The sequence below is a fragment of the Halobacillus litoralis genome (genome assembly GCF_009856415.1).
GTDB lineage: Bacteria > Bacillota > Bacilli > Bacillales > Halobacillaceae > Halobacillus > Halobacillus litoralis_C.
Window position 1 is genome coordinate 219,399 of record NZ_WMEZ01000005.1, and the last position, 26,097, is coordinate 245,495.

A 26,097-nucleotide genomic window follows, 5' to 3' on the forward strand; every position below is an offset into this window, starting at 1 on the left:
CGTGTTATAATCGAGACCATGGCTATGCTATTTTAATTGTGAAGATTGATAGAGATATGGTTGATAGAAAGAGTTGTTTAAAGGAGAGAGTAAAATGGGGAAGACGCCTCTCGTCAAAGGAATTCAGGTGGATATCCAGACACGCTGTGCCCATTATCACAGTGATGTCGATGTCATTGCCATCCGGTTTCACTGTTGCGGAGAATATTATGCTTGTTATTCCTGTCATCAGGAACAGGCGGACCATGAACCGTCACGTTGGCCAAAGCGCTTGTGGGATGAACGCGCGATTCTTTGTGGCAGCTGCAACCATGAGTTGACCGTTCACGAATATATGAATGCGCCCCGATGTCCCGTGTGTCAGCATGGATTCAATGAAGGCTGCCGCCTGCATTATCCTCTATATTTTGAAATGTAACCGTCCATCTTGTGGGCGGTTTTTTATGTTTGAAGTAGATAGGGAGCGTGAAAGTGCCCTGACTCGAGGTGAAAGTGGCTTAACTCAGACTCAAAGTGTCTGAACTTCGTTGAAAGTGACTTAACTGCAAGGGAAAGTGCCTTAACTCGAAGCTAAAGTGACTGAACGTGATCACAGGCTGGAATGATAAATTGAAAATCTACCAGAATGAAAGAAAACTGAGCCTATGAGTAGACTCAGCTTTTTTCAATGGTGTAGATTTATTCCCCTACAACAAACTCAAAGTTTCCTTCGAATTTAACGTCTTTCCCTAAAAGCACACCGCCTGTTTCAAGAGCCGCGTTATAGGTTAACCCATATGCTTCACGATCTATTTTTCCACTCACATCGAAACCGGCAATTGTGCTGCCATCCATCGGGCTTTTCGAAGTCCCGTTATATTCAACCGTGAAGGTTTCCTGATGCGTCACTTCTTTTATCGTGAAGTCACCGGTTACTTCAAATTCGTCATCTGAAATCTTCTTGATGGACGTGCTGCGGAACACGAGGTTCGGGTATTTTTCAGCTTCAAAAAAGTCGCCGGAACGAAGGTGGCCGTCACGCTGTTCATTCCCTGTATTAATTGAAGAGAGAGGAATGGTAACGGTCACTTTAGCAGAAGGTAAATCATTCAAATCACCGGAAAATTCTACGTCGAACGTTTCAAATTCACCCTTCGCTTTTGATACCATCATATGTTTGATTTGGAAATTCAAGCTGCTATGGACTTGATCCAACGTTAAATTAGTCATTTTACATTCTCCTTTGAAATAAAATAGTTTGAATTCTAAATAAAACTATACGCTCTATTTATTTTGAAGTCAAGATATTTTATGTCGAGATATTTAATGTGTGCAAAAAAAAGCCCTGGACCTAGGGGTGTCCGGGCTGCCTGTAAATGAATTCATTTGTTCATTCGAAAATGGGCATTTAATTGCCCGCGAAGCATTCGCTCCATAACCTTCCCTTTGTTGGAAGACTGTAAATCTTTTCGGATCTCGTACGTTTGTACACCTTCTTCCCGTTTGTCGGCAATCTGCAAGAGGGTTTCAACATCAGAAAAAGAATACTTGCGTGTTCCTCTCTTGGTACGTTCAGGATAAATCAACTGCCGTTCCTCGTAATACCGGATCTGCCTGAGGGAGAGGCCTGTGAGTTCGTTGACCGTACCTATTGAAATTACTTTCTTGTGCTTGTAAGACGACATCACTTCTCCTCCTCGATGTTGCGCCTCCTTATGGTCGTTCGACCCTTGAAGCGAGTGCTTCGAGCTCCGTTAATGTCAACGACTGTAGCATTTCATCAGAGTCTTGATACATTCCTGCATCAATAAGTTTCTGAATGTAATGTTCTTTCATACTTTCAACAGCGGTCCTCAAATGGTTTTTCATTAAGGTTCACTCCCGTATGTGAGAAATCTTTCTCTTTTTGGCGCATCGAATCGTCGGGGTGGAAAAAAGACCATGATCTCCTCCTATTCTTATCTGATGAATATAGAATAGCGGAAAAACTTTTATATGTCACTTAATATGTAAGATAATCTAACATATAATATTTAATTTGTTATGTTTTATAACATGAGAGTATTCGACTTTTTTCACCTCTACCTATGGGACGCAAATGATATTATAATAAAGAAAAAATAATTGATTAAGGTGGGAGCATGGATGGCTTTAATGACTTCAGATCTAACGATGACAGATGCGCTTAATAGTATGAGGGAGAACATATTACTCGCAGACCTCAATTATGATCTGGTGTGGATGAACGATGAGGCCAAAAGTCTTTTCACAGATATTGCTCCGTTATTTGGGTACGAGCACGCGGATGATTTGATTGGGAAGAACATGGACAATTTTTATGTTAATGAAGGAAGTCAACTCCACAGTGTGGATAAGTTAACGGAGAAACTTCAGGGACGTATCAATTTGAAAAATCAGTTTGTTGCAGACACAGTGATTACTCCATTAAGAAATAGAGAAGGGGAAGTGAGTTACTATATCATCATGTTAATGGATATAACCTTGAAGACAGAGGAAGAGGAGCGGAAGGATCACCTCATAGAATCGCTCTCTATTCCTATTTTGAAAGTATGGGAACACGCGGTAGCTGTTCCGCTTATTGGTGAGCTGGATGAAAAAAGGGTCGACCATCTGATTTCCTCCCTGCTGAAAGAGTGTACAGAAGGGGATATTGAGTATGCCTTGATCGACTTGAGCGGTATTCACACATTTAACGACCAGTTCAGCAGACACTTAAAGCAACTGAATCAGGCGCTGCAATTAGTAGGTACCGAATGTCTTGTAGTGGGAATTACACCAAAGCTCGCTCTATCGTTCCAATACTTTGACAAAAGGCTGAAAACTTTTAAAAATACGTATGCAGGGTTAGGTTACATCATACAACATGATTCTTAAAAAGAAGAGACTTGCCACGATGCAGGTCTCTTTTACATGGGAAGTGAATCCTAGGGTGGCTTATTCAATGAATGAGGAAGATTGCTGCATTCTCGAAACGGAGCTCTCAAGAATAGGGAGCAATAATGGATTGGTGTGGGGTATCATTCATGGCTTCTAATCTTTAGTTTACAATCCGTCCATTTAGTGAATGAATGAGGTAAAAGGACGGTGAAGGGACATGTGGATTAGACATTCATTTTTTAAGTACGTTACAGCAGCTATACTTATACTCATTCTGTATTATTTCTTAGAAAAGCTAGAGCTGTTGAATCCAGTCAAAACGATTTTTGGAACACTATTTTACCCGATGTTAATTGCTGGGTTTCTTTTTTATATTTTGCGACCGGCCGTGCACTTCATAGCAAAATCAAAATTCTTTCCCTTGCCAGTTGCCATCCTGCTCGTTTTTGCGGTCATTGGGGCTCTCATTTATGGAGGAATCCGTTTTTTGGCAGGTACCATAAAAAAACAGATTACGGATATATCACAGCTGCCTGAAAAATTAAAACAGACAGCCGAAGAGGCGGGCCGAAAGCTTGAGCAAAACGATATGGGGATGGTGTCCGTCGTTTCCATTAAACAGCGAGTAACCGAATACTTCGGCGGGTTAACTCAACAAATCGGGGAACACATGATGAGTGTTTTCTCCACCATCGCTGGCGCCACCACGGTCTTAATTATCGTTCCATTCGTGTTGTTCTTCTTTTTGAAAGATGGCCACAAACTGATCCCTTTCTTAAAAAGAGCTTTGCCAGAAAAACATAAACCACGTGGGGAAAAGGTCCTCAAAGATTTAGATTATACGGTTTCTTCCTATATTGTCGGGCAAGCGACCATCGCTGCGGTGGATGGTGTATTGACGTATATCGGTTATGTAATCATCGGGTTGGATTATGCATTGATCCTAGGAATATTTGTAATGTTAACGTGTGTCATTCCTTTTGTGGGGCCGGTTATTGGTGCGATTCCGGCAATTGTAGTTGCTCTCATGCAGGAGCCTTCGATGGCTATTTATGTGATCATCATATTCATTGTTGTCCAACAATTAGAGGGGAATTTAGTTGCCCCCTTAATCTTTGGAGAACGCTTGGATATCCATCCGTTAACGGTCATTCTGTTACTTGTGGTGGCAGCACCGTTGTATGGAGTGGTCGGGATGATTATCGCTGTACCTACGTATTCCGTAATAAAAGTTTTGCTGAAACACGGGTATGATTTTTACCGACTCTATCACCCCTCTGAATAGAAAAACCGTCCAGGAATAAACACCTGGACGGTTTTTAGCTTTTGATCGTTAATTTTTAAAGTGGACGTTGCTTATAGTGAAACCGCTCTTCGGAAGGGCAGGCATCTTTTTCAAACTGTAGCTGTAGTCTTGTTTCGGTACATCATAGCCTAAGTGTTTAGTCATGTACCGGAAGCTTGCTTGTAATACTTCGATGGTCGGCCATTCTCCTGGACAGCGGTGCCCTTTATAATACCCGCCTCCACCTTGAGGGACTAAGTCGAACAATCCTCCATCCCAGTCGATAAATCTATCAGGATTGAATTGATCAGGGTTCTCCCAAATTTTAGGGTCATGGTTAATTCCGTAGATATCAATCAAAACAAGCTGATCTTTTTTAAACGGATATTGCTGCCATGTGAAGTCGTGGTCGACCCTCGCACCGAGAAAAGGAACGAAAGGGAAGTAACGACGGACTTCCTGTGCGAACCGGAATAAATATTCATCATCCAGGGCGACGCGCGTTTGAATTTCTGGATGTTCATGCAGAGCGACACCGCCGAATGCGATGAATTTAGAAATGGCGACAAGTGGCCGGATCACATTCAACACTTCAATGGCCGCCATTCTTGCGTCTAACGGGTGACCCTCCAAATCTTTATGCATAGCCATTTCATGAATCGCTCTTCCTTTTTCAGCTTCAAGCTGACCTTGCCGGACTTGTAAAATGAGGTCTTCCACCCAATCCTCCGACCGTTTGCGTGCTCTTCGGCTTTCTATATGCTTCGGTCCGACAGCGCTGAAGCCATCAATCATGTTACTTAAATCCCTTGTTCTTTTCTTCACTTCTTTTTCTTCTAATGGGATGCCGGCCCATTCACACGCTGTCCGGCAAAGGAGTTCACGGGACTCGTCGTAAAGCGTCACCTTTTTCATGGTGCTCCACTTTTTCGTGAAACGCGCCCAGTTCTTAGTTGTGAGCTCATACAGTTCTTGTAGAGCTTCAGGAGTCATTAGTGACATGAACAGCAATTTGCGATGCGTGTGTGCATCGCCATCCATTGTTTGGATGGCATCTTCCCCGAACAAGGTTTTCAATACTCTCTTAGGGAGAGCGTTTTTGCGGTTCATACGACTGGTGTCGTAAAAAAGTTTTGCCCCCTCGATCCCACTGAGGAGAGCCACTTTTTCTCCAAGCACCCTCGTTTCATATACATCCAAGTGATGATTCTGTACCCGTTTTGGTATAAAGTTGTACCCGTCTTTAAAGATCGCAAGAGTGTTGTCGATCGTCTTGTCTTTCGGTACGTTGACCGTCATTATGTAACTCCTCCTCTACTAGCATTCTCGTAGTCTTATTTATTCCTTTTTCTTTACTTGAATAAACCGTCTAGGAAAACTTCATAAAATCTATTGAATTTTCATGCATGAAAATGTATAGTTATTAACTATCACGCACTGTTTATCTATACCTTATTATGCATAAAAATGACGGAGGAGGACGAATCATGGCTATTCAACAATCAAAAGTGAGCACTATTCAATCATCCACATCCTATACAACAAAGCAATGGATGAAATTTTTTCTACCATCTCTGATCGGGGTTTTATTATTCCTCGTCCCCATCTCTGTTGATGGAAGGGTGACAATCGGACTCGGTTTGTTAGCTGATGGGCTTCAAGCCTCGATTGGCCCTTGGATCCCTTTGTTCATGACCATTGTCATCTCGCTTTCTGCGATAGGAAGTGTCGGGGTCAAAGGTGCGAGCAGTAAAATAAGAAATCACCCATTCATTGCAAATGTTTTTGATGTCGGACCGTTCTGGATGGTATTGCGTTTCTTTGGAGCAGCTTTTGCTATCCTGACGCTCCTTGAGGTCGGCCCTTCCTTCATCGGTTCTGAACTGACAGGGGGCGTTGTCCTCTATGATTTAATTCCTGTTCTTATGGTTTGGTTTTTATTTGCTAGTTTATTTATGCCACTGTTACTAGAATTCGGTTTGATGGACTTAATTGGAACGGTCGTAAGAAAAGTGATGCATCCACTGTTCAAGTTGCCTGGTCGTTCATCTGTAGATGCGATGGCTTCTTGGATGGGTAGTGGGACGGTAGGTGTGCTGTTGACCACTCAGCAGTATGAGAATGGTTACTATTCCAAACGGGAAGCGGCAGTCGTTGCAAGTAACTTTTCGATTGCGTCGATTGCGTTCAGTCTTGTGATTGCAAAGTTTTTATCGATTGATCACATGTTTGTGTCCTTTTACTTCACGGTTGTGGTTTGTGGGATTGTAGCAGCGGTCGTTTGTCCGAGAATTCCGCCGCTTTCTTGGAAGAAAGAAACGTATTACGAACCTGTAGGGAAGCAGATTGATGAAATTGTGCCAGAAGGAACCTCTACGTTCAAGTTCGGTCTTGACCAGGCAGTAGCGAAGGCGGATCAAGTGAAAAGCGCTGGATCAATCGTAAGAAAAGGAATGTTTAATGTAGCGGATATTTGGTTCGGCCTGATTCCACTTGTGATGGCCCTTGGAACCACCGCCCTTGTCATTGCTGAATTCACGCCGGTATTCACATGGCTTTCCTACCCGTTCATTCCGTTTCTGAACCTTTTGCAAATTCCAGAAGCGGCAGAGGCCGCACCGGCAATGATCGTTGGGTTTGCAGATATGTTCCTACCTGCTGTGGTGGGAAGCGGCATTGAATCAGAACTGACCCGTTTCATTATTGGAGTCATGTCATTGACTCAGCTGATTTACATGTCTGAAATCGGCATCCTATTGATTAAGTCTAAAATTCCAATCAACTTCTTTGAGCTTTTCGTGATTTTCCTGCAGCGTACAGTCATTACTTTACCCATTGCAGCACTGCTTGCTCACCTACTATTCTTTTAAAGAAGGAAAAAGGATGGCTTTGTTAAACAGGGTCTCCTGCAGTTTTAATTATGAAATGGGATATGGATTAGGTAAAAAAAGGCGCAGCTGAAATTTTCAGCTGCGCCTCGTTTATTTACAATAGGGGAGGTCATTACATGGATAGGTTTCGCTCATCCTTTATTGTTTTTGGGGGTTTTACATAGCTGATTCTTTTGAAATTTATGAGGCTATTTCTGGATGCAGTAAATGGAGAAGAAAAGGCAGGAATGAATAACGGAGTATCTGATATTTGAAAAAAACGATAGATATGTTTCTTTTAAACGGTCGGTTCGTCATTCTAATGAATATGAATACTCCTTAGAACTTGATATCTCATCTTCGAGTGTTGTAGAGTATGAAAGAGCTTATCAAGGTTCTATTGCTTTATATGAAGCTTATAAACGAATCCTGACTAAGGAGGATTTTTATGGAAACGAAAGAGTGGAATAAGGGGAATGGATGGGCGCTGATTCCGTTCGGGGTATTCATCCTGCTGTTCATCGGGTCTGGAATATTGACCGGTGACTTTTATAAAATGCCTGTATTGGTGGCTGTCTTTGCCGCCATTCTCGTTGCCCTTTTCATGAATAGAAAAACAGCTTTTCAAACGAAATTACAACAATTGACGGAAGGCGGAGGGCATTCCAATATTATTTTGATGGTGGTCATATTCCTATTGGCCGGTGCCTTTTCTACAGTCGCAGAAGGGATGGGCGCTGTTGATTCTACTGTTAACTTAGGGTTGAGTGTATTGCCTGGGAACTTGCTTATTGTCGGTTTATTTATTATCGCTTGTTTCATTTCCATCTCCATGGGGACCTCTGTGGGAACGATTGTAGCTCTGGCTCCCGTTGGAATGGGCATTGCGGAGCAGACCGATGTCGCGGCCGCCCTGACGATGGGGGCCATTGTCAGTGGGGCGATGTTTGGAGACAACCTTTCCATTATCTCTGATACAACAATTGCCGCCGTTCGTACACAAGGGACAGAAATGAAGGACAAGTTCAAAGCGAACTTCTTTATCGTTCTTCCGGCTGCAATTGTGACGGCTATTATTTTTGGCGTTCTTACAATGGATGCAGCGTCCACGCTTCAGGATGAACATCCGTTTAGCATTGTAAAAGTGTTGCCGTATCTAGGGGTCCTTATCTTTGCTATTATGGGCATCAATGTCATCTACGTCCTTATGGGAGGCATCGGCTTTGCAGGTTTGATCGGCCTCTTTATGGGGGACTTTTCAGGGATGGAATTCGTAACCCTTTTAGGAGACGGATTTGCCGGCATGCAGGAATTGGCCTTGCTTGTCATCCTGCTCGGAGGCCTTGTTGAACTAATCCGTCAAAATGGCGGCATTGATTTTCTGCTTCACAAAATTAGTCGAGGTGCTCATTCGAATAGAGGTGGAGAATTCAGTATTGCAGGATTGGTAAGCGCCGTGAATGTATCGACGGCCAATAATACGATCTCCATCATGACAGCAGGACCGCTTGCTAAACAAATCTCAGAACGGTTTGAGATTGACTCGAAGAGATCAGCGAGCTTGTTGGATATCTTCTCAAGTTCTGTCCAAGGATTGCTTCCGTATGGTGCGCAAATTTTGTCTGTAGCAGGAGTGGCAAGCCTATCACCTGTCAGTATTGTTCCTTACTGTTTTTATCCGATTCTGCTTGCTCTTTCAGGACTTCTGGCTATCGTGTTTCGTTTTCCTAAGTTTACGGTTCGAAATTAATGGGTTCAAAATAATAGAACAGGGAATATTCACAGTACCAGGCATTTTGTCTGGTACTGAATTTATGATTCAGGTTATTTTTAAAGAGGAGATTGATTTATGGAAGTTTCCATTGAAGCCATTAACAGTAGTCACATAGAAGTGTTGCATAAGTGGGAAATGGACGAAAAATTACAAGTGCAAACAGGTGTGGATGTTCCACGTACATATGAGCAATTCGTAAAAGCTTATCAATCCTACTTCAACGGTGAAAAACCAAATTTATATATGAAAGCTGTGGTTTTGGATGACCGCTTAATTGGTAAGGTGGAATTGTTCCGAACACCAGAAAGGGATTTTATCGGTATGGTGATTGCCGAAAAAAGGAACTGTGGTGTTGGAACAGAGGCTCTCCATTTATTTCTCGAAGAGATCCATGCTCTTTTTGGCATGAAGAGCGTTTTTGCGGAAGTTTATGAGGATAATCAGGGGAGCTTACGCTTTTTTGAAAAGAACGGATTTGTACCGACAGGGGAAATCACAGAAGAATGGTTTCGAGGTAGATCAAGGCCATTAGTAACATTGAAAAAAGAGCTTAAATGACGCCTGTCCATCACGAAAATGATGGGCAGGCGTTTTTTTTATTCGAGGGTAATTCTCTTTTGGTTTTTGTGTGAAAGAGCGGCTGCTTCGTTGACGGCTGTCAATTGGAGGGCATCTTCTATCTTGATGGTTGGCTTCTCTTGGTGGAGGATATCATCCACCCATTGTTGCAGAGGGGAATGGATAGCCTCTGGGAGATCGGGGTATATCCATTCATCCATCCCGTGTGTCCTGCTTTTGATACGCACTTCTTTTCCTTCAACCATAAGTGTCCCTTCTGTCCCGTAAATCTCGAGCTGGAAAGGGCTCCCGGATGAGACAAAACTCGATTCCAATACCGCTAGAATACCAGATTCATACTCTACGGTGGCTACAGAATGATCATCTACACCTCGGTCCATGAGCGCATGAAGACGAGCAGATACGGCCTTCGGTCTACCGGCAAGACGGTTCGCCAAGTATATCGGGTGGGCACCGAGGTCGATCAACGTTCCGCCTCCGCATTGGTCCCTGTCAAAAAAACGGTCAGGGAGCCAACCATTTGGATGGCTTTCATTAGATACCGCTCCATTATGAGCCACACGGCAGCGGATCATATTTACAGTTCCGAGCACCTCATCATCTATGATCTTTTGCGCATAAAGATAATAATCGGAAGTCAATCTAGGTAGGGAGATCATAAAATGCACGCCAGCCTTCTCAATGCTTGAAAGAATTTCTTCATCGTCCTTACTACTGAAAGAGAGGACTTTCTCTGTGTAAATATGCTTTCCGTGATCGGCAGCTGCCATGATGATTTCCTTATGGACGTTTGTTGGACTTGTGACAATGACACCATCGATTTCCGGGTCTGAAAGCACGCGGTCGAGGTCGCCATCGAAGGGGACCTCGAGTTCCTCCGCCCACATTTTGCCCCGCTCTACATCTTCATCCCAAACTTTTGAGATGCAAATATCGGGATTTTCATAAGCTTCACGTGCATAATCCACGGCATGCACATGCCACTTACTTAATAAAGCTACGCGAATCATCAGTCCAACTCCTTATTCCTTCTCGTTTATGGTAATCAGGGCCTGCTTAAGATCTTTGAAGGTCTCCAGTTCCTCAAAATTCATTTCTGATTGGATCGCCGCAATGGCCATCTCTGTACGAATTCCGGTGAGTACTGTTCTTGTACCCAGCAGTTTAATGGTTTTTGTTAAATTGAACAAGTCATTAATGAAGACCTCATTGAACGTAGCGATGCCTGAAAAGTCAATAAATAAAAGTCGCAAGCCATGCTCTTTGACTTTATGTAGCGTGTGATCTTTGACTACATCGAAACGTTCGGTTGAAAATTCTCCGACCAATGGAAGAACAGCTTGAAATTCATCAATGAGTACGACAGGGGTAGAGACAGAATTCAAATGCTTCTCCATTTCTTCATGTTCTCTTTCCTTGGTTTTGTTATAACTGTCTGTTGTCGCTCGAATAGCCGCGTCAAATGCTGAGACTACTTCTTCCGCTACAACGAATCCTTCTTCGATATCAGCCTCCTGGATCATGTTCGAACTCCTCATGTGCTTCATGAGAGAAAGGCGGAAGACGCTCAACACATCTACGGTCTGTTTCAGAAGGACTCCTTTCGAATAGAGGTAATTTTCGGTGTCGTAACCGATGGCAGCTGCATTTGTTTCATCTGGGTGCTGCAAGAGGCTTTTAGCCACGCGGTCGAGAAGTAGACGAAGCATCTCAAAATGATAATTCAGATCTTGATCTGTATAGTTGATTTGAAGCTTGTCCAAGGTTTTTGGGAGTAATTCATTCACTAATTTAGTTTGATTGTCATTAAAATATTGGGCTAAACGTTCATTTAATTGATCCATATCGTTCTCCTTCCAATAACGTTAGTTTTTCTTATTCCCCATTTTATCTTAGTATAACGATTAATGGGAAATTTTCATCAGAATTTTCTGTAGTTACAGGAGTTCCATCGAGTGTTTATATCCTGTACCTGGTACCAGAACGGTTGGAGGCAGGACCAGGTACAGGGGAGAGAAGGGAGGTAACAGAGGTCCAAGAGGATAGACTGTGGAGAGCCAGCTAGTTCTTCTTTTTAAGCGTCTGTACTCATTCCTAGGACAGCCACATATTGATTATCGAAGAAGGCGACAAATCCATTGCCTTTCCATGACAGCGGCGTTTGCACCAAACCTAATCCATCTGCGTTATACTGGCCGATAATTCGTTGAAAGGCGAACAATTCATAAACCCCGTCACCGTCAAAATCGATGGGGTAAAGGGTATTCAACCCAGATACAGAACCCTGAAGCGGTGCTTTTAATGTTCCATCCTTGTTATAAATCTCTGATAGGTATTCGGAATCCCTGTTGCTGAGGTCAATGATGAAAGAAAGACCGAGCGTTTTGTTTATGACTTCAACTTTATACTGGTTTTGATAATTGACTTCATAATCATATGCTTCATCAAACGTTTCATAGTCGAAGAGGATCTGTGCTTGGTTGTTTAAAAAAGAATACAAATAGTAGTAGCCAAAACCACCGCTTCCACCAGAATCCATACTAATCAAGATGTCATCGACGCCGTCACCTATGAAGTCTCCCAGGAAAAGGCGTGGTTGATATCCCGTGTTCGTCTTTAGTGGCACACTGTAGAAAAGGTTCGATTGGCCATCTTGAATGACCAGAGTGATGTTCGTAATATACGGACTGTCTGGCGATTTTTCGCCGACTAGAAAAACCTGGTCTTTGATGAAGTCCCCATTTACATCCCCTTGTGCAAAAGAGAGAATATTCGAGGTTGCCGCGGGCTGTTGCTGCCTGTAAGAATAGGGATACATGTACATGAAAATCGCCACCTTTTTTCAATACTTTATGCATGATGGGGGAGGCGTGACAGTACAGTACCTAATAAAAAAGAGCCGTATATAACGGCTCTGGATTCATTAAAGGCGGCTGAATCCTTCTTGCTCAAGGAAATTGACGGCTTCTTCATAGGAATTGAACGTACCTTCTAACTGCTCTTCAGCATACACGTGAAAACCATCTTCTTCACGCATAAGAACAAGAGACTGATCATTGTCGTTCAGCCATTCCTCCATCACTGGATTTTTCTCAGCAGGAGAGAGGGACAAAGATTCAATTGCTTCGCGGATTAATGTGCGGAGTTCATCGGCGCTGATCTCTTTAATATTGACCATCCCTTTGTCGTCCGTAGCATAACCTTCCATTTCACCTGCATAAACAAATCCATTGCCATTCGGGTGGAGCCGGTACACAACAATTTTTTTATCATAAACGCTTTCTTCGTAGTGGTAATTCACTCTTCCAAGGGAAATCTCTTTCTTTTCAAGTTCAGGGAATTCTTCGATGATGTTCAGTTTCTCTTCAAATGTAAGCATAAGCTCCTCCTGAAATTTTTTGTAGCCCTAGTATAGCACAAGGAGACGACCAAACGCTTTGTTGCTTTTTAAGAGGAATCGTGGTATATTAATTGGGCGATGAGCTGTTTGTGTAAGACGAAGTACATGCTTTTATAAAGCTAAACGACGAATGTGGTCGTCGGTATATTCGCGACAAAAGTCGAAAGCCTTTCCTCACTGGAGGAAAGGCTTTTTTTGATGGGTATTATTTTTTTCCGAAATTCATACGAGCGTATCGTCCACGGACCACTTGGTAAACACCATATAAGATCAATCCAATGGCAGCAATTCCTAGTAATATTTGGCCGTAGGGCTGCTGGGCAATTTCAGAAAGTGCTCCGTCCAGACCTTTGGCCTCATCAGGATTTGCGGTCAAGGCGGTTTGAATGAAGAAGAACCCGATCAGCCCGAGTACGATTCCTCTTGCGGATAATCCATATTTACCAGATTTTTCTGCTACATTCCTTTTATGGCGGTCCATTTCCGCTGTATTCATCTTTTTCATAAAGCGGCCTGTACTACCTTGATAAATCTCATAAATTCCATATCCGATGGTGATAGCCCCAACAATCCCGACAAGCCATTGACCAAAAGGCTGCGACAAGAGTTTAGCTGAAAGCGTTTGTTCTGAGTTTCCACTGCCGGAACCAGCATTGATGGCGATCTTAATGGCATTGAAAGCCAGGGAACCATAAATTATAGCACCTACAGTATAACCGATCCGAGTAATTAACCCTTTCGCATCTGTTCCTTCATTGTTAGGATCCTTGATGACTTTAATTGCGAGCCAGGAGATATAGCCGATCAAACCAATACCAATGATCCAAAGTAATATCTCTCCAAAAGCAACACCGGCCAGAGAGCGGAACATTCCTGTCGTTCCGGTTGTTTTCCCGCCGACTCCAAGAGCGGCCATCAGAGTCAACACCCCGATAAGAGCATAAACAATGCCCTTGGCCATGAAACCCATTCTTCCGAACCTTCGCACCCATGGTTTGATTTCTTCGCTTGCTTCTGAGCGCTTGTTTTTGTTTGCTGTTATCGTAGAAGCCATAGTATCCCTCTCATTTCGCTAGAATAGTTTCTAATGTATTTCCCACAATTGTAGAAAAAGAAACGTTCCGTGAAAAATATAAATGATATAGAAAAAATATAAATGATATAATGGAAGGGAAAGAAAGGTGACCGATTATGTACTTAACCATTGAAGAAACAGCGGCATATCTTGAGCTCCCTGAAGACTATCTCCGGCATTTGATCTTGAATCATAAAATCAAGGCCATTCATGATGGGCAGCAATATCTGATCAATAAAAATCAATTCCATAATCATCTGGAACAGATGGAATACTACCGAAAAATGATTCAAGAATATTTGAGTGAACCTATCCCTGAGGATCCGGATGTTAAAGATGAAGACTAACGCATAAAACAAGCAGAGCTTTCAGCAGCTCTGCTTGTTTTGGAATATAATGGACAGAAAAACATCATGGTTTTCGAATATTATAATTATAAGCTTAACCTCGTGTAGCAATGGCTTCTATTTCAACTTTTGCTCCTTTAGGAAGTTTGCTGACTTCTACAGCTGCGCGAGCGGGATAAGGTTCAGTCAAATAACTTGCATACACATCATTGACTACTGCAAAATCATCCATTGAGTCTAAGTAGATGTTCATTTTCACAACATTATTGAAAGAGAGGTCCAACTCTTCGAGAATTGCCCGAATGTTTTTCATCACTTGATCTGTTTGTTCTTTAATATCATTAGAGACAAATTCCATGGTCTCGGGATCTAAAGGGATTTGCCCCGAAATGAAAATGATATTTCCGAGGTCTGCGGCTTGAGAATATGGACCAATAGCACGCGGTGCTTGATTTGTTGAAACAGCTTTAAACATATCAGTCACTCCTTTATGTAGGTTTCCATTTATCCTATCATGATTTTTATGATAGAGAAATAGAATCATTACCCGGGAAATATCGACAACATATCTAAAAAACTTCGCGAAATTAGTGGAAAATAGTGAAAAGGACTTATTTCCTAGCGTTTTCATCCGATACAATACGTGTAGCGCGGTTAAATGGGAGGAAACATCAATATTTTTTGAAATTATTTCAAGATAATAGTTTAGAATAGTTTATTTAGGGTAAGGTACGAGTGAAGGAGATGAAATTATGCCTTATAAAGAACGGTTAGAGAAACAAATAGAAGAATTAAGAGTGCGTATGTATGAAATTTACAACAATAATCCGACGGATGCTGAACTATTGAGAATTTCACAAGAGTTAGATGATCTGTTGAATCGTTTTAGTGAACAGAGACAATACCAATGTTCTAATTAAATGAGATGAAAAGTACATAGGGCAATATGTGTTTGAATGAATACAGCCACTATGGTATCTTAAAATTAATGCCACCCTAGCAATCGAAACGACTGCGGGAAACTTAACCATTTCTATAGGGTGGCAGGTTACATAAGAAATATCGACCTCCTGCGAGTTGCGTAGGAGTTTTTTTATGTTTAATTTTTGGTGCCAGGCACGCCTTCTTCTAAATGGGGGACTGGCACCACTTTTGTGAAAAGGTGCCGGATTTTTAAAACCATGGAAAGTATAAGCGACGGTGAATCGTCTTGGAATCGCTTTATTTTTAAGAAAAAAAAGATAAAAATATAAATATTCAGAAAATGGGTTGTGATTCGACAAAATCATCGCTAGAATACTTCTTACATTCAAATTTGAAAGGAGGCTCAGCGATGATCACATTTATCGCATCTATCGTTTTACTTGTCGTCGGATATCTTTTTTATGCAAAGGTGGTTGAACGAATTTTTGGGATTAATGATCAAAAAAATACACCTGCCTATGAAAAGAACGATGGCTTTGACTATGTGCCGATGAGCTGGTGGAAAGCGAGTCTTATCCAGCTATTAAATATCGCTGGGCTTGGACCTATATTCGGAGCAGTGATGGGAGCGTTATACGGCCCCGTGGCATTTATCTGGATCGTTGTTGGCTCCATTTTCGCAGGAGCTGTTCATGATTACTTCTCAGGGATGCTTTCCCTTCGTCATGACGGCGCCCAATACCCGACACTTGTAGGGAAATACTTAGGCCGTCCGGCCCGGTCTGTGATCAATCTTTTATCTATTGGCCTTATGATTTTAGTAGCCGCAGCCTTTACTGCCGGTCCGGCTCAATTGATGGCAGAAATAACGCCACTAGGATTTTTTACGTCTGTTTTAATCATTTTTGCTTATTTTCTTATTGCGACGCTTCTACCCATCAACAAAATTATTGGAAAAGTGTACCCGATATTCGGAGCCATTTTAATTTTCATGGCTGTATCAATCGGGGTAGGGATGTTTTTCTTCGACCACCCTATTCCAAACTTAACAGTCAGCAATCTTCATCCAGATGAATTACCGATCTGGCCGATGCTGATGGTGACAATTTCGTGTGGAGCTATATCTGGTTTCCACAGTACTCAAAGCCCAATCCTTGCTCGTACGTTGAAAAAAGAGAGTGAAGGAAGAAAAGTGTTCTATGGCGCGATGATAGCAGAAGGTATTATTGCCTTGATCTGGGCAGCTGCCGGCATGACCTTCTTCGGTAACACAGGTGGTCTGCAAACAGCGTTAGCAGAAGGAGGACCAGCAGGAGTCATTAATGAAATCAGCAGTACCACACTTGGTACGCTAGGTGGAATCCTTGCCGTTCTCGGTGTCATTATCCTTCCAATTACTACAGGAGACACTGCGCTGCGATCGTCACGTATGATGCTCGTTGATTTCGCTCGTCAGGTTAGTAAAAAGAAATTCGAAGGAAAATGGACACCGCTACTATTTGCGATCCCTGTTACGATTCCTACGTTCCTATTAACGCAAATGGATTACAGTTTTCTTTGGAGATATGTAGGATGGTCAAACCAGGTGGTAGCGACAGTCATGCTTTGGACAGGAGCGATGTACTTGTTGAAAAATCACAAGTTCCACTGGATCTGCAGTGTTCCCGCCCTGTTCATGACAGCTGTAGTAAGTTCCTATATTTTCTACGCTCCTGAAGGGTTTGGACTGGAGTATTCTACATCCATGATTTTAGGATCCATCATCTGGCTTGTCGTCGTAACATGGTTCGTGTGGCAAGTGATCAAACAGAAAGTGAGAAAAGAAGATACGGTCATCACCTCAAAAGCAGGATAATCTAAAAGCCGCTTAGCATTGGAGCTAAGCGGCTTTTATTATTTTACCTTTTATTAAAGATAATGGCAGGATTGTTGAAAACTTGATTTCGAGGTGTTTCGGGGTTCGTTGCTGGGGATGAGCGTCAGGGGTAGCTGGGAATCTACTCGCTTTCCTGTGGGGGAGCGCCGAGCTTCCTCGGACTACGTCCTGCGGGATCTCGCCTATCTCCTTCTCCCACGGGAGTCTCCCAGCTTCCCGACCACCCCATTTGAAGTAGGTGAGAAACGAACTCCTATCCCTAGGGAGACTGTCTTCCACTATCTTGGTATTATATGCATAAAACGCTCTATAGCAAGCTTTACGCACCCAAAATAGCCACCGTTGCAGTCATTTTTTTGTTTTCACTGGGAAAAAAGCTGCTTATTCTAAATGTGGTTTCGAGATACTTATATGGTAAAGGGGCGGAGGGAAACGGTGAGACTCCTATGGGACGTGTGGGACAGGTGAGACCCCGGAAGGCGTAGCCTGAGGAGGCTCACCGCCCGCCCCATGGAAAGCGAACGGTTTCCCGGAGCCCCTAAACTCCAACAGACATATCGAAACTGAGTCTTTAAGAATAGGGAGCGTTTGTGGGGATTGGTATTTACTTGTAATGAGCTTATTCCTAGTAACCTTATCGGTTTTTTATGATATGATGATAAGTAACAACTAGAAATGGAAAGGAGTCGGTTCGATGAGCAAAATTTATATTCTCCATGAGAACGATGAATGGACCGATCATTTAACGGAGCGTTTAGAAGAACTCGATTTACCTTATGAGCTTTGGCATTTAGATCAGGGAACACTTGATTTGACAAGCGAGCCCCCGGAAGGGATTTTTTATAACCGCATCAGTGCTTCTTCTCATACAAGGAATCACCCTTATGCACCTGAGTTTACTGAAGCGGTGCTTGCTTGGCTCGAACGCCATGATCGCACCATAGTCAATGGCAGCCGGGCTTTAAGGCTTGAGGTAAGTAAGGTCAATCAATACATGGCTTTAAATCAAGCAGGCATTCGCACACCGAAAACGATCACGGCTGTAGGGAAAGAAAATATTCTGGACGCTGCGCGGCGGTTGGACATGGAATCGTTCATAACAAAACACAATCGTGCCGGAAAAGGGCAGGGAGTTCAACTTTTCCATTCTACGGAAGCGTTGCGTGAATACTTGGATAGTGATTCTTTTGAGGATCCAGTTGATGGGATTACATTGATTCAACAATATATTGAGGCTCCAGAGCCTTATATTGTCCGTCATGAATTCGTAGGTGGAACGTTTGTTTATGGGGTGAAAGTGGATACCTCTGAAGGCTTTGAACTATGCCCGGCAGACGCTTGTTCGATTGAAGACTTGTATTGCCCGACGGATGCGGAATCACAAACACCTAAAGCGAAGTTTGAAGTTCTCGAAAATTATCGACCTTCCATCGTTGATGATTATGAAAGGTTCTTACGGGAAAACAATATTGACGTAGCTGGAATTGAAGCGATTCAGGATAAAGAAGGTCGTTTTTACACATATGATGTGAACACGAATACAAACTACAATTCGGATGCCGAAGCAAAAGCAGGGACATATGGCATGCTTGAGCTTGCGAAATATCTCGGAGGGCTATTACAAAAGTCATTCGTTTAACAAAAAGATCGATCACATTCATGTGATCGATCTTTTTTAGTGGCGTTTGCTTAACCAGAGAACCCCTGATTTAGCTAGACGAGGAAGGACACCTGTCATCGGTTTTTGAAGCATGTTGCCAAACCCGTCATTTTTCCCAAGAGAGCCAAGGGCACCTTTTAGCTTCACCTCAGATGGACGTTCAGGGACGCGATCTTTAAGTACAGCATTGAGTACGTCGGCAACCTTCTCTCCTTGCTGGCCGGCAAGCTGCGCACTAGGAGAGTGTTCAGAGGATGCACAATCACCTACAACATAGACGTTTTGATGGGTAGGCACTTGGTAAAAATCATTGACGATGACTTTTTCCTGGTCATCCTTTTCAAAAGGAAGCTCTCTGACAAGGAAGTTCGGACGGACTCCTGCAGTCCATACAGTTACATCATTCAAGTAACAAACTCCATTGTTGCATACGCCATCTTTTTCCACGTATTCTACGTTTGCTCCGTGGATGACTTCTACCTCATTATCTTTAAACCACTTCTCCACGTAATCTTGAATCTTGGAATCGAAGGCTTTTAATACTGTTTCGCCACGGTCCAATAAGCGAATGTTCAAGTCGGGTCTGCTTTCTCGAACTTCTGAAGCGACCTCGATCCCACTTAGACCAGCCCCGACAACAGTCACCTTCCCATAGGCACCGAGGTTGTTAATGGCAAAGCCTGCACTCCTTGCTTTCGAGAACGTCTGAACACTTTCGGTGAATTCTCGTGCTCCTTCGATGCCATGATAGTTATCCTCACAGCCTAGACCAATTAATAAGTAATCGTAAGGAAGGCTTTTTTCCCCACCTTTGATGACGATGGTCTCATTGTCTGTGTCGATTTTCTCCACTTCATCAAAGACATAAGTGACTTGCTCGTGTTTCGGAAAATCAACGCGCGCATGACGGTCAGACTCCGTTCCTGCTGCTATTGTGTAAAATTCAGTTTTTAATGAATGGTAAGGATTCCTGTCGACGACAGTGATATGTACATCTTCTGGGATTTGATCGAGCAACCCGTGCAAAGTGTTCATACCGCCATAGCCGCCCCCCAAAATAACAACTTCTTTCATCTTTATTCCACCACCTTTTCCTTAATCCCCTTATCGAAAACGCTTTCTGATTGTTACAACCTTTAGAGTACCAAAATTACTGGTGAAAAACTAGAATGATTGAGCAAATTCTCTCATCTTTCCTTATTATTCGATTCCCTCTCCAAAAATATTTAAAAGTCTAAATGTACCCATCCCTAACAAATTCTTTCACATAAGCTCCCGATTGTGGAAGACTCAGTTTCGAGATGTTTCCGGGGTTCGTTGCCTGGTTGAGCGTTAGGGGTGGCTGGGAAGCCACTCGCTTTCCTGTGGGGGAGCGCCGAGCTTCCTCGGACTGCGTCCTGCGGGATCTCGCCTATCTCCTTCTCCCACGGGAGTCTCGCAGCTTCCCAACCACCCCATTCCATGAAAGGGGGAAACGAACCCCTGTACCAAGTTGGATTGTATCCCACTACCCCACTGTTAGAAGTATAAAGAGCTCTGTATCAGGCTTTTACGTAATCTGGAGCGTTTAATACGATCCGGTTCCTTCTATCATACATACTGATTATTGCGGAAGTGGTTTCGAGAATCTTCCATGGCAAGGGGCGGAGGGGAATGGCGAGACTCCTGCGGGAAAAAAGTGCAGGGTGAGACCCCACAGGACGCAGTCCGAGGAGGCTCACCGCGCTCCCGCGGAAAGCGAGTCATTCCCCGCAGCCCCTATCCACTCAATAAAAGCCTCGAAATCGAGTCTTCCACAATCCTGCTATTATGTTTAATAACGATAGGGGATAGTTCAATTTAGAAGTGAAATCTGGTACATTGAAGGCAGAAACGGTTAGAAAGGAAACGATGATGAAAAAAATACATAGCGATCTTTTGCAATTTAGAGGCACGCATTATGATTTTGGGTTTTATCAAGGAAAGCTGCTGAAAGATTCGTGGACACTGAAGAATAGAGAAAAACAATGGCGGGTGAGGAAGCCCCGTTTTATTGTAGAAGAACAGGAAGTAAAGGAAGCGATCACACGTTTTGCACCAGGTGTATGGGACGAGCTCCTTGGATTGAGGGATGCGCTGGAATGGCCGATGGAGAAAGTGATGATGGAATTCGGTGGATATCGCATCGATTATAAACGAAGTGGATGTTCGATTATGACCGGAGACGGCTATTTCATTCGAAATTATGATTACATGCCGAAGACATATGAGGGACGATATAGTCTATTTCAACCGACTGACCAAGGATACAGCATTATAGGGCCGACACAGCGTATTACTGGCCGTATGGATGGGATGAATGCAAAAGGTCTTGTGATGGGCTATAATTTTATGCATCGCAAGCGCCCGGGAGATGGGTTCATTTGCTGTATGATTGGACGACTTGTTCTTGAGTCTTGCGCGAACGTAACCGAAGCTGTTCAAATGCTCCGTGAGATTCCTCATCGTCATTCATTCAGTTATACCGTATACGATAAGAACAATGTGACGTATGTAGTGGAAGCTTCTCCGCGGGGAGTAGAGGTAAGAACGGCAGATGTTTGTACAAACCATTTTGAAATAATGAAAAAGGAAAATCGGAATCACCTTGTGGATTCCATGAAGCGTATGGATGCGATCCAATCGAATCGTGAAAATATCGAAGGTGCTTATGATGCCTTCCGGTTAATGAATGATACAGATCGTGGCGTATTTTCTAAACTGTACAGCAATTGGGCCGGGACCATTCACACATCTGGATACTTACCGAAAGAAAACAAAGCCTGGTTTGCTTTAGGTGGGGATCGAGAACCGGTGGAATTCGATTTTTCCCAATGGTTGAATGGAGAGGATCTTGAAGAAGAAAAGGTGGAGGGAGAAGTAGATACCGATATTCCTTTTGCTCACATGGAAGATGGTGCCTATTGGAGTGGGAAGAAATGACCGAGATGAGATGTGTGGTTCGAAAGGGTGAACCAGAAGATGCGCCCTATACGATGGCGATTGCTAAGGAAATATTATCGGAAGGCTATGGGTTGAAACAGCTTTCTGAGTTCCATGATTCCTTAGAAAAAGAAGAAGGGTGGATCAGACGGTATGAAGACCCCAATTTTTTCCTAGTCGCTGAGCTTGAAGGTGAGGTTGTTGGCTTTCTAAATTTCGATGTTGGGACTCTTTCTTCAACCAAACACCAGGGCACATTCGGTGTAAGTGTAAAAAGAGATGCAAGAGATCAGGGGGTCGGGCGGAAAATCGTGATGGAGATGATTGAGCGATGCCGGCAAACCGAAGGAATTGATATTATCCGGTTGAATGTATTGGAATCCAATGCACGAGCCATCCACCTTTATGAGTCCCTCGGCTTTCAAAAGGAAGGTCGTTTTCAAGATTACATTCGAAAGAGCGGTAAAAGTGAGGACCTGACCCATATGGCGTTACATTTACATTCATAAAAAGGGAGTGATGAGAAGATGCCTGAAAAAGTCATTGTCTCTTGGAGTGGCGGCAAGGATTCAGCCCTTGCTTTGCAGAAGGTGATCGACGATGAGAAGTACGAGGTGGAGGGCCTTTTTTCAACCGTCTCTGAACAGTCTTTGCGGCTACCTGTCCACGAAGTCAGGGAGAATCTGCTTATAAGACAAGCGGATGTACTTGGTCTACCTCTTGAAATCGTTACGGTTCCGGAAAATGCCTCTAATCAGGTGTATGAGAAGGTAATGAAACGGATGTTCCAAGGCTTCAAGGACAGAAAAATCCACAAAGTGGTTTATGCTGATCTTTTCCTTGAAGATATTCGGGCGTTTCGGGATGAATTATTGAAGAAGAATGAGATGGCTGGCATCTATCCATTATGGGGATTAGGTTCACATAAGGTCGCAGCAGAGGTTATCGAAAAGAGATACCAGGCAGTGATTACTACCGTGGATACGCAGAAGTTGGATAAAAGAGTACCTGGGACCCTTTACGATCAGGAGTTTTTGCATTCATTGTCTCCTGACTTAGACCCTTGCGGAGAAAACGGAGAATTTCACACATTCGTACATGATGGCCCTTTGTTTCACTCACCTTTGAAGGTTCAGAAAGGGGAACGATTTGAAACACTGAGTGGAAGGTTTTCTCATGTAGAATTGAATGAAAAGTAGACAACTCTCTTTGGAATAAGGTATAACTAAGGAAACACATGTTGGAGGTTACTATGGAAGATATTTTACAAATGAAAGATAAAAACATCGTCGTCATGGGTGTGGCGAACCAGAGAAGCCTTGCCTGGGGTGTGGCTAAATCGCTTTATCAGGCGGGAGCCAACGTTATTTTTACATATCGAAAAGAAAGAAGTTATAAAAAGCTCGAGAAGCTGCTTGCTGATGGTGGGTTAGATGCGGAAGCCATCGTTCAATGTGATGTAAACAGTGATGAAAGTATTCAACAAGCTTTTGCAGAAATCGGTGAAAAAGTAGGGGTCATTCATGGCGTCTGTCATTCCATCGCTTTTGCCCATGCGGAGGATCTGAAAGGGGATTTCGTTGATACTTCCCGTGACGGGTTTGCTTTTGCGCAGGATACAAGTGCTTATTCACTTATTGCGGTAGCGAAAGCGAGTCAACCTTATATGACGGAAGGCGGATCCATGATTGCCATGAGTTATCTTGGGGCTGAACGTGTGGTCGAAGGGTACAACGTCATGGGGGTAGCGAAGGCATCCCTTGAAGCCACGGTCCGTTATTTGGCATCCGATTTAGGGAGAAATCAAATCAGAGTCAATGCCATTTCGGCTGGTGCGGTACGTACACTTGCAGCAAAAGGGGTTCCGAGCTTCAATGAAATTTTACACAAAATTGAAGAAACCGCTCCACTGAAAAAGAATGTGACGCAGGAAGAAGTGGGCGATATGACGCTGGCCATGATGAGCTACTTGTCCCGTGGTGTGACAGGGGAAATCGTGTATGTTGATTCTGGTTACAATATCTTAGGTTAATGGAAAGTCCCCTCATGCAGGGGGCTTTTTCTTTTGCTGAAAACGTTTCATAGCTTCTGTTTGGGGAATGGACTCTTAGATAAGGAAATCAACACAGGACTAATTCATTAGAACGGAGGCTATCGGATTATGCAAAGACAACAAACCATTATTGAAGAGTCTTTAAAAGCGATCATGGAGGATGAAGATTTTCTCCCGGATTTGAAAGCACAAACAAGGGAGCAAGCCTACAATTCATTGGTCGCCCTGCTCTCAACTCCGAATCATATCCACAAATCTTTCCTACGCATCACGACAGAAAATGGAACGATTGTAAGAATCCCCTCATTCCGTGTGCAACATAGTGATACCGTAGGGCCTTATAAAGGTGGGATTCGTTTTCATGAATCCGTCGATGAAGGTGAAGTCTCGAATTTAGCGAAACTGATGACTTTGAAAAATGCCCTTCATGAACTTCCTTTTGGTGGAGGGAAAGGGGGAGTGGTCATCAACCCCAAAGAATACAGCGTAAAAGAACTCAATTTGATCTGTAAGAAGTACGTCCAATATTTCAATGACATCCTCGGACCGGACAAGGACATTCCAGCTCCGGATGTCGGTACAGGAGAGCGGGAAATGGACTGGATGATGGGCGAATTCAAAAACATTCATCCTGGAGAACCGTACCGCAACAGTTTTACAGGAAAAAGCATCGTAAACGGCGGATCGCTCGGAAGAAGAGAATCGACAGGGAAAGGTGTCTACTATACGTTCAGGTACATGATGCATAATTTCGTCAATGAACATAGAAAATGGTTGGGCGATACAGAAAATATCTTTGCTCATACCGCTCTTGACCACGCCGATAAAAAGTTAAAAATGGCAGTCCAGGGCTTCGGTAATCTTGGTTCCGTTGCTGCCCTTGAGGCTTATCAATGCAACCATTTGCAAAACCGTGTGGTTGCTGTGAGCGATGCGAATGTCATGCTGTATAACGCAGATGGCCTGGACATTCCCGGCCTTGTCAAATTCGCAAAGGATCATGATGGGGATTTGCCTTCAACAGAACAGGAACTGAACGAGCATGAACTTGTAGCAGAAATTAAAGAGCGGGATGACTTGCTGGAAATGGATGTTGATGTTCTAATTTTAGCAGCGTTGGAAGATCAAATCCATAAAGATAACATGAGGGACATTCAAGCGAAGATCATCGTAGAAGGTGCCAATGGACCGATTACAGAAGAAGCGGATCGATATCTTGCGGATAAAGGTGTATTGATTGTGCCGGATATCTTAGCCAATGCAGGTGGTGTGATCGTTTCATACTACGAATGGGTCCAGGGGAGAGAGGCCCAATTCATGACGGAGGATCAGGTTTTCGAAAGACTTTTTGATAAGCTGAAAGGTACGATGGATACGATTCTTCCACAATTCTTCGGGGATCCGTTCCCGTTGAGACAAAATTGCTATATCCATTCCGTCACAAAACTATCGACGATTATGTACCGCCAAGGAAAACTTTATTAAAGTAAAAGATCAGCCTTTCATGAGGCTGATTTTTTTTGCACATATTTTCTTAGAAAAGGGAAAATTAAAGGAAGAGTGCTTATTTAAAGGAGGAGTTGCAATGCTTGAAGGTAGATCAGCTTTAATTACTGGTTCCGGACAGGGGATTGGACTTGAGATCGCCACAGAATTTGCAAAAGCAGGCGCGAAGGTCATGCTGAATGATATCAATGAAGAGACCCTCAACAAATCAGTAGAACAGCTACGATCCCAAGGACACACAGTAGAAGGGGTCGTTGCCAACGTTGCGAAAGAAGAAGATGTGAAAAATGCAATTGAAGAAACGGTCAGTAAGTTTGGGAAAATTGATATTCTTGTCAATAATGCTGGAATCCAGCATGTTGCTCCCATTGAAGAATTCCCTAGTGAAAAATTTGGATTGATTCTGGACATTATGCTGAAAGGGCCATTCTATGGGACGAAGTACGCGTTTCCACACATGAAGGAACAGGGGTATGGGCGTATTTTGAATATGGCTTCTATCAATGGACTCATCGGTTTCGCTGGAAAAGCTGGTTACAACAGTGCCAAGCACGGGGTCATCGGGTTAACGAAGGTAGCTGCTCTAGAAGGCGCAGACCACGGAGTTACGGTTAACGCGATCTGCCCGGGGTATGTAGACACACCACTTGTTCAGAACCAGTTAGAAGACCTGGCGAAGTCGAGAAACATCGATAAGGAAAAAGCGTTGGAAGAGGTTATTTATCCACTCGTACCACAAAATCGATTGTTGCAAGTCCAGGAAATTGCGGACTATGCCATCTTTCTTGTCAGTGAAAAAGCGAAAAGCATCACAGGGCAAGCAGCAGTCATTGATGGTGGTTACACCGTTCAATAAAAAAAGAAAAACACGTCCCCTTTAATATCCGGGATGTGTTTTTCTTTTGTGTCA

The 26,097-nt window shown here is 43.3% G+C and carries 27 protein-coding genes; 16 read left to right on the forward strand and 11 right to left on the reverse strand.

From position 1 onward, the window contains the following. Window positions 1-94 precede the first annotated feature (94 nt). Window positions 95-418 carry a CHY zinc finger protein gene (locus GLV98_RS14010; protein ID WP_160916267.1) on the forward strand — a complete coding sequence of 108 codons (324 nt, stop codon included), beginning with the start codon at window positions 95-97 and terminating at the stop codon, window positions 416-418. A 260-nt stretch (window positions 419-678) separates the two neighbouring features. On the opposite strand, the gene GLV98_RS14015 is transcribed toward GLV98_RS14010, so the two are convergent. From GLV98_RS14015 to GLV98_RS14025, 3 genes are all read right to left on the reverse strand, one after another. Continuing rightward, complete coding sequence (locus tag GLV98_RS14015) at window positions 679-1,209, reverse strand: YceI family protein (RefSeq protein WP_160916269.1); 531 nt, start codon at window positions 1,207-1,209, stop codon at window positions 679-681. A 152-nt stretch (window positions 1,210-1,361) separates the two neighbouring features. Continuing rightward, window positions 1,362-1,664: a MerR family transcriptional regulator gene (locus GLV98_RS14020; RefSeq protein ID WP_160916271.1), complete on the reverse strand. Its 303-nt coding sequence runs from the start codon at window positions 1,662-1,664 to the stop codon at window positions 1,362-1,364. A 28-nt stretch (window positions 1,665-1,692) separates the two neighbouring features. Then, the gene (locus tag GLV98_RS14025; RefSeq protein ID WP_160916273.1) at window positions 1,693-1,848 is read right to left on the reverse strand and encodes a Fur-regulated basic protein FbpA; all 156 of its coding nucleotides are present in this window, start codon (window positions 1,846-1,848) and stop codon (window positions 1,693-1,695) included. Window positions 1,849-2,124: 276 nt separating this feature from the next. On the opposite strand from GLV98_RS14025, the gene GLV98_RS14030 reads away from it, so the two are divergent. Both GLV98_RS14030 and GLV98_RS14035 read left to right on the forward strand, forming a co-directional pair. After that, on the forward strand, window positions 2,125-2,874 hold the full coding sequence (locus GLV98_RS14030; RefSeq protein WP_160916275.1) for an STAS domain-containing protein: 750 nt from the start codon (window positions 2,125-2,127) through the stop codon (window positions 2,872-2,874). 220 nt (window positions 2,875-3,094) lie between these two features. Beyond that, window positions 3,095-4,162: an AI-2E family transporter gene (locus tag GLV98_RS14035; protein ID WP_160916277.1), complete on the forward strand. Its 1,068-nt coding sequence runs from the start codon at window positions 3,095-3,097 to the stop codon at window positions 4,160-4,162. A gap of 48 nt (window positions 4,163-4,210) precedes the next feature. On the opposite strand, the gene GLV98_RS14040 is transcribed toward GLV98_RS14035, so the two are convergent. Continuing rightward, entirely contained in the window at window positions 4,211-5,461 is a 1,251-nt protein-coding gene (locus GLV98_RS14040; protein ID WP_160916279.1) for a cytochrome P450, read from the reverse strand. Between the two features lie 188 nt (window positions 5,462-5,649). On the opposite strand from GLV98_RS14040, the gene GLV98_RS14045 reads away from it, so the two are divergent. The 3 genes from GLV98_RS14045 to GLV98_RS14055 all read left to right on the forward strand — a co-directional run bounded on the left by GLV98_RS14045 (window position 5,650) and on the right by GLV98_RS14055 (window position 9,364). Further along, entirely contained in the window at window positions 5,650-7,032 is a 1,383-nt protein-coding gene (locus GLV98_RS14045) for a YjiH family protein (RefSeq protein ID WP_160916281.1), read from the forward strand. Between the two features lie 448 nt (window positions 7,033-7,480). After that, window positions 7,481-8,782 (forward strand): Na+/H+ antiporter NhaC family protein, encoded by a 1,302-nt coding sequence (locus GLV98_RS14050; protein WP_160916283.1) that lies wholly within the window; start codon window positions 7,481-7,483, stop codon window positions 8,780-8,782. A gap of 99 nt (window positions 8,783-8,881) precedes the next feature. Further along, window positions 8,882-9,364 (forward strand): GNAT family N-acetyltransferase, encoded by a 483-nt coding sequence (locus tag GLV98_RS14055; RefSeq protein WP_160916285.1) that lies wholly within the window; start codon window positions 8,882-8,884, stop codon window positions 9,362-9,364. A gap of 38 nt (window positions 9,365-9,402) precedes the next feature. On the opposite strand, the gene GLV98_RS14060 is transcribed toward GLV98_RS14055, so the two are convergent. The 5 genes from GLV98_RS14060 to GLV98_RS14080 all read right to left on the reverse strand — a co-directional run bounded on the left by GLV98_RS14060 (window position 9,403) and on the right by GLV98_RS14080 (window position 13,839). Continuing rightward, entirely contained in the window at window positions 9,403-10,395 is a 993-nt protein-coding gene (locus tag GLV98_RS14060) for a Gfo/Idh/MocA family protein (protein ID WP_160916287.1), read from the reverse strand. A gap of 12 nt (window positions 10,396-10,407) precedes the next feature. After that, entirely contained in the window at window positions 10,408-11,229 is an 822-nt protein-coding gene (locus GLV98_RS14065) for an STAS domain-containing protein (protein WP_160916289.1), read from the reverse strand. 230 nt (window positions 11,230-11,459) lie between these two features. Continuing rightward, window positions 11,460-12,209, reverse strand: coding sequence for a VCBS repeat-containing protein (locus GLV98_RS14070; protein ID WP_160916291.1), 750 nt, complete (start codon window positions 12,207-12,209; stop codon window positions 11,460-11,462). A gap of 99 nt (window positions 12,210-12,308) precedes the next feature. Next, window positions 12,309-12,764, reverse strand: coding sequence for a recombination-associated protein RdgC (locus GLV98_RS14075; protein ID WP_160916293.1), 456 nt, complete (start codon window positions 12,762-12,764; stop codon window positions 12,309-12,311). A gap of 226 nt (window positions 12,765-12,990) precedes the next feature. Then, window positions 12,991-13,839: a DUF1206 domain-containing protein gene (locus GLV98_RS14080; RefSeq protein ID WP_160916296.1), complete on the reverse strand. Its 849-nt coding sequence runs from the start codon at window positions 13,837-13,839 to the stop codon at window positions 12,991-12,993. 137 nt (window positions 13,840-13,976) lie between these two features. Between GLV98_RS14080 and GLV98_RS14085 the strand changes: the two genes are divergently transcribed. Next, window positions 13,977-14,207: an excisionase family DNA-binding protein gene (locus GLV98_RS14085; RefSeq protein WP_160916298.1), complete on the forward strand. Its 231-nt coding sequence runs from the start codon at window positions 13,977-13,979 to the stop codon at window positions 14,205-14,207. A gap of 94 nt (window positions 14,208-14,301) precedes the next feature. Here GLV98_RS14085 and GLV98_RS14090 read toward each other — a convergent pair whose 3' ends face one another. Further along, window positions 14,302-14,682 (reverse strand): RidA family protein, encoded by a 381-nt coding sequence (locus tag GLV98_RS14090; RefSeq protein WP_160916300.1) that lies wholly within the window; start codon window positions 14,680-14,682, stop codon window positions 14,302-14,304. Window positions 14,683-14,959: 277 nt separating this feature from the next. Between GLV98_RS14090 and GLV98_RS14095 the strand changes: the two genes are divergently transcribed. The 3 genes from GLV98_RS14095 (at window position 14,960) to GLV98_RS14105 (ending at window position 18,646) form a co-directional block, all read left to right on the forward strand. Then, window positions 14,960-15,127 carry an aspartyl-phosphate phosphatase Spo0E family protein gene (locus GLV98_RS14095; RefSeq protein ID WP_160916302.1) on the forward strand — a complete coding sequence of 56 codons (168 nt, stop codon included), beginning with the start codon at window positions 14,960-14,962 and terminating at the stop codon, window positions 15,125-15,127. A 413-nt stretch (window positions 15,128-15,540) separates the two neighbouring features. Next, window positions 15,541-16,986, forward strand: a complete 1,446-nt coding sequence (locus GLV98_RS14100) for a carbon starvation CstA family protein (protein ID WP_160916304.1) — start codon at window positions 15,541-15,543, stop codon at window positions 16,984-16,986. Window positions 16,987-17,701: 715 nt separating this feature from the next. Continuing rightward, a complete protein-coding gene (locus tag GLV98_RS14105) occupies window positions 17,702-18,646 on the forward strand; it encodes an ATP-grasp domain-containing protein (RefSeq protein WP_160916306.1) in 945 nt (314 codons plus the stop codon). Between the two features lie 36 nt (window positions 18,647-18,682). On the opposite strand, the gene GLV98_RS14110 is transcribed toward GLV98_RS14105, so the two are convergent. Further along, window positions 18,683-19,741 carry an NAD(P)/FAD-dependent oxidoreductase gene (locus GLV98_RS14110; protein ID WP_160916308.1) on the reverse strand — a complete coding sequence of 353 codons (1,059 nt, stop codon included), beginning with the start codon at window positions 19,739-19,741 and terminating at the stop codon, window positions 18,683-18,685. An 819-nt stretch (window positions 19,742-20,560) separates the two neighbouring features. Between GLV98_RS14110 and GLV98_RS14115 the strand changes: the two genes are divergently transcribed. The 6 genes from GLV98_RS14115 to GLV98_RS14140 all read left to right on the forward strand — a co-directional run bounded on the left by GLV98_RS14115 (window position 20,561) and on the right by GLV98_RS14140 (window position 26,043). After that, window positions 20,561-21,628 (forward strand): C45 family autoproteolytic acyltransferase/hydolase, encoded by a 1,068-nt coding sequence (locus GLV98_RS14115; protein WP_160916310.1) that lies wholly within the window; start codon window positions 20,561-20,563, stop codon window positions 21,626-21,628. Next, window positions 21,625-22,137, forward strand: coding sequence for a GNAT family N-acetyltransferase (locus tag GLV98_RS14120; protein ID WP_160916312.1), 513 nt, complete (start codon window positions 21,625-21,627; stop codon window positions 22,135-22,137). Before GLV98_RS14115 ends, GLV98_RS14120 begins: the two co-directional genes overlap by 4 nt. Before the next feature lie 18 nt (window positions 22,138-22,155). Continuing rightward, the gene (locus GLV98_RS14125) at window positions 22,156-22,827 is read left to right on the forward strand and encodes an ATP-binding protein (protein ID WP_160916314.1); all 672 of its coding nucleotides are present in this window, start codon (window positions 22,156-22,158) and stop codon (window positions 22,825-22,827) included. Window positions 22,828-22,880: 53 nt separating this feature from the next. After that, window positions 22,881-23,660, forward strand: coding sequence for an enoyl-ACP reductase FabI (fabI, locus tag GLV98_RS14130; protein ID WP_160916316.1), 780 nt, complete (start codon window positions 22,881-22,883; stop codon window positions 23,658-23,660). A gap of 129 nt (window positions 23,661-23,789) precedes the next feature. Then, complete coding sequence (locus GLV98_RS14135) at window positions 23,790-25,166, forward strand: Glu/Leu/Phe/Val family dehydrogenase (protein WP_160916318.1); 1,377 nt, start codon at window positions 23,790-23,792, stop codon at window positions 25,164-25,166. Window positions 25,167-25,266: 100 nt separating this feature from the next. Next, a complete protein-coding gene (locus tag GLV98_RS14140; protein WP_160916320.1) occupies window positions 25,267-26,043 on the forward strand; it encodes a 3-hydroxybutyrate dehydrogenase in 777 nt (258 codons plus the stop codon). Window positions 26,044-26,097: the final 54 nt, after the last annotated feature.

What these genes read in the sequence shown, in the direction of transcription:
- GLV98_RS14010 (WP_160916267.1), top strand. Translation starts at nt 95, where the DNA reads ATGGGGAAGACGCCTCTCGTCAAAGGAATTCAGGTGGATATCCAGACA.
- GLV98_RS14080 (WP_160916296.1), bottom strand. Translation starts at nt 13,839, where the DNA reads ATGGCTTCTACGATAACAGCAAACAAAAACAAGCGCTCAGAAGCAAGC.
- GLV98_RS14135 (WP_160916318.1), top strand. Translation starts at nt 23,790, where the DNA reads ATGCAAAGACAACAAACCATTATTGAAGAGTCTTTAAAAGCGATCATG.
- GLV98_RS14030 (WP_160916275.1), top strand. Translation starts at nt 2,125, where the DNA reads ATGGCTTTAATGACTTCAGATCTAACGATGACAGATGCGCTTAATAGT.
- GLV98_RS14075 (WP_160916293.1), bottom strand. Translation starts at nt 12,764, where the DNA reads ATGCTTACATTTGAAGAGAAACTGAACATCATCGAAGAATTCCCTGAA.
- GLV98_RS14050 (WP_160916283.1), top strand. Translation starts at nt 7,481, where the DNA reads ATGGAAACGAAAGAGTGGAATAAGGGGAATGGATGGGCGCTGATTCCG.
- GLV98_RS14100 (WP_160916304.1), top strand. Translation starts at nt 15,541, where the DNA reads ATGATCACATTTATCGCATCTATCGTTTTACTTGTCGTCGGATATCTT.
- fabI (WP_160916316.1), top strand. Translation starts at nt 22,881, where the DNA reads ATGGAAGATATTTTACAAATGAAAGATAAAAACATCGTCGTCATGGGT.
- GLV98_RS14085 (WP_160916298.1), top strand. Translation starts at nt 13,977, where the DNA reads ATGTACTTAACCATTGAAGAAACAGCGGCATATCTTGAGCTCCCTGAA.
- GLV98_RS14095 (WP_160916302.1), top strand. Translation starts at nt 14,960, where the DNA reads ATGCCTTATAAAGAACGGTTAGAGAAACAAATAGAAGAATTAAGAGTG.
- GLV98_RS14015 (WP_160916269.1), bottom strand. Translation starts at nt 1,209, where the DNA reads ATGACTAATTTAACGTTGGATCAAGTCCATAGCAGCTTGAATTTCCAA.
- GLV98_RS14140 (WP_160916320.1), top strand. Translation starts at nt 25,267, where the DNA reads ATGCTTGAAGGTAGATCAGCTTTAATTACTGGTTCCGGACAGGGGATT.
- GLV98_RS14125 (WP_160916314.1), top strand. Translation starts at nt 22,156, where the DNA reads ATGCCTGAAAAAGTCATTGTCTCTTGGAGTGGCGGCAAGGATTCAGCC.
- GLV98_RS14120 (WP_160916312.1), top strand. Translation starts at nt 21,625, where the DNA reads ATGACCGAGATGAGATGTGTGGTTCGAAAGGGTGAACCAGAAGATGCG.
- GLV98_RS14065 (WP_160916289.1), bottom strand. Translation starts at nt 11,229, where the DNA reads ATGGATCAATTAAATGAACGTTTAGCCCAATATTTTAATGACAATCAA.
- GLV98_RS14070 (WP_160916291.1), bottom strand. Translation starts at nt 12,209, where the DNA reads ATGTACATGTATCCCTATTCTTACAGGCAGCAACAGCCCGCGGCAACC.
- GLV98_RS14090 (WP_160916300.1), bottom strand. Translation starts at nt 14,682, where the DNA reads ATGTTTAAAGCTGTTTCAACAAATCAAGCACCGCGTGCTATTGGTCCA.
- GLV98_RS14045 (WP_160916281.1), top strand. Translation starts at nt 5,650, where the DNA reads ATGGCTATTCAACAATCAAAAGTGAGCACTATTCAATCATCCACATCC.
- GLV98_RS14060 (WP_160916287.1), bottom strand. Translation starts at nt 10,395, where the DNA reads ATGATTCGCGTAGCTTTATTAAGTAAGTGGCATGTGCATGCCGTGGAT.
- GLV98_RS14035 (WP_160916277.1), top strand. Translation starts at nt 3,095, where the DNA reads ATGTGGATTAGACATTCATTTTTTAAGTACGTTACAGCAGCTATACTT.
- GLV98_RS14105 (WP_160916306.1), top strand. Translation starts at nt 17,702, where the DNA reads ATGAGCAAAATTTATATTCTCCATGAGAACGATGAATGGACCGATCAT.
- GLV98_RS14110 (WP_160916308.1), bottom strand. Translation starts at nt 19,741, where the DNA reads ATGAAAGAAGTTGTTATTTTGGGGGGCGGCTATGGCGGTATGAACACT.
- GLV98_RS14055 (WP_160916285.1), top strand. Translation starts at nt 8,882, where the DNA reads ATGGAAGTTTCCATTGAAGCCATTAACAGTAGTCACATAGAAGTGTTG.
- GLV98_RS14115 (WP_160916310.1), top strand. Translation starts at nt 20,561, where the DNA reads ATGAAAAAAATACATAGCGATCTTTTGCAATTTAGAGGCACGCATTAT.
- GLV98_RS14020 (WP_160916271.1), bottom strand. Translation starts at nt 1,664, where the DNA reads ATGTCGTCTTACAAGCACAAGAAAGTAATTTCAATAGGTACGGTCAAC.
- GLV98_RS14025 (WP_160916273.1), bottom strand. Translation starts at nt 1,848, where the DNA reads ATGAAAAACCATTTGAGGACCGCTGTTGAAAGTATGAAAGAACATTAC.
- GLV98_RS14040 (WP_160916279.1), bottom strand. Translation starts at nt 5,461, where the DNA reads ATGACGGTCAACGTACCGAAAGACAAGACGATCGACAACACTCTTGCG.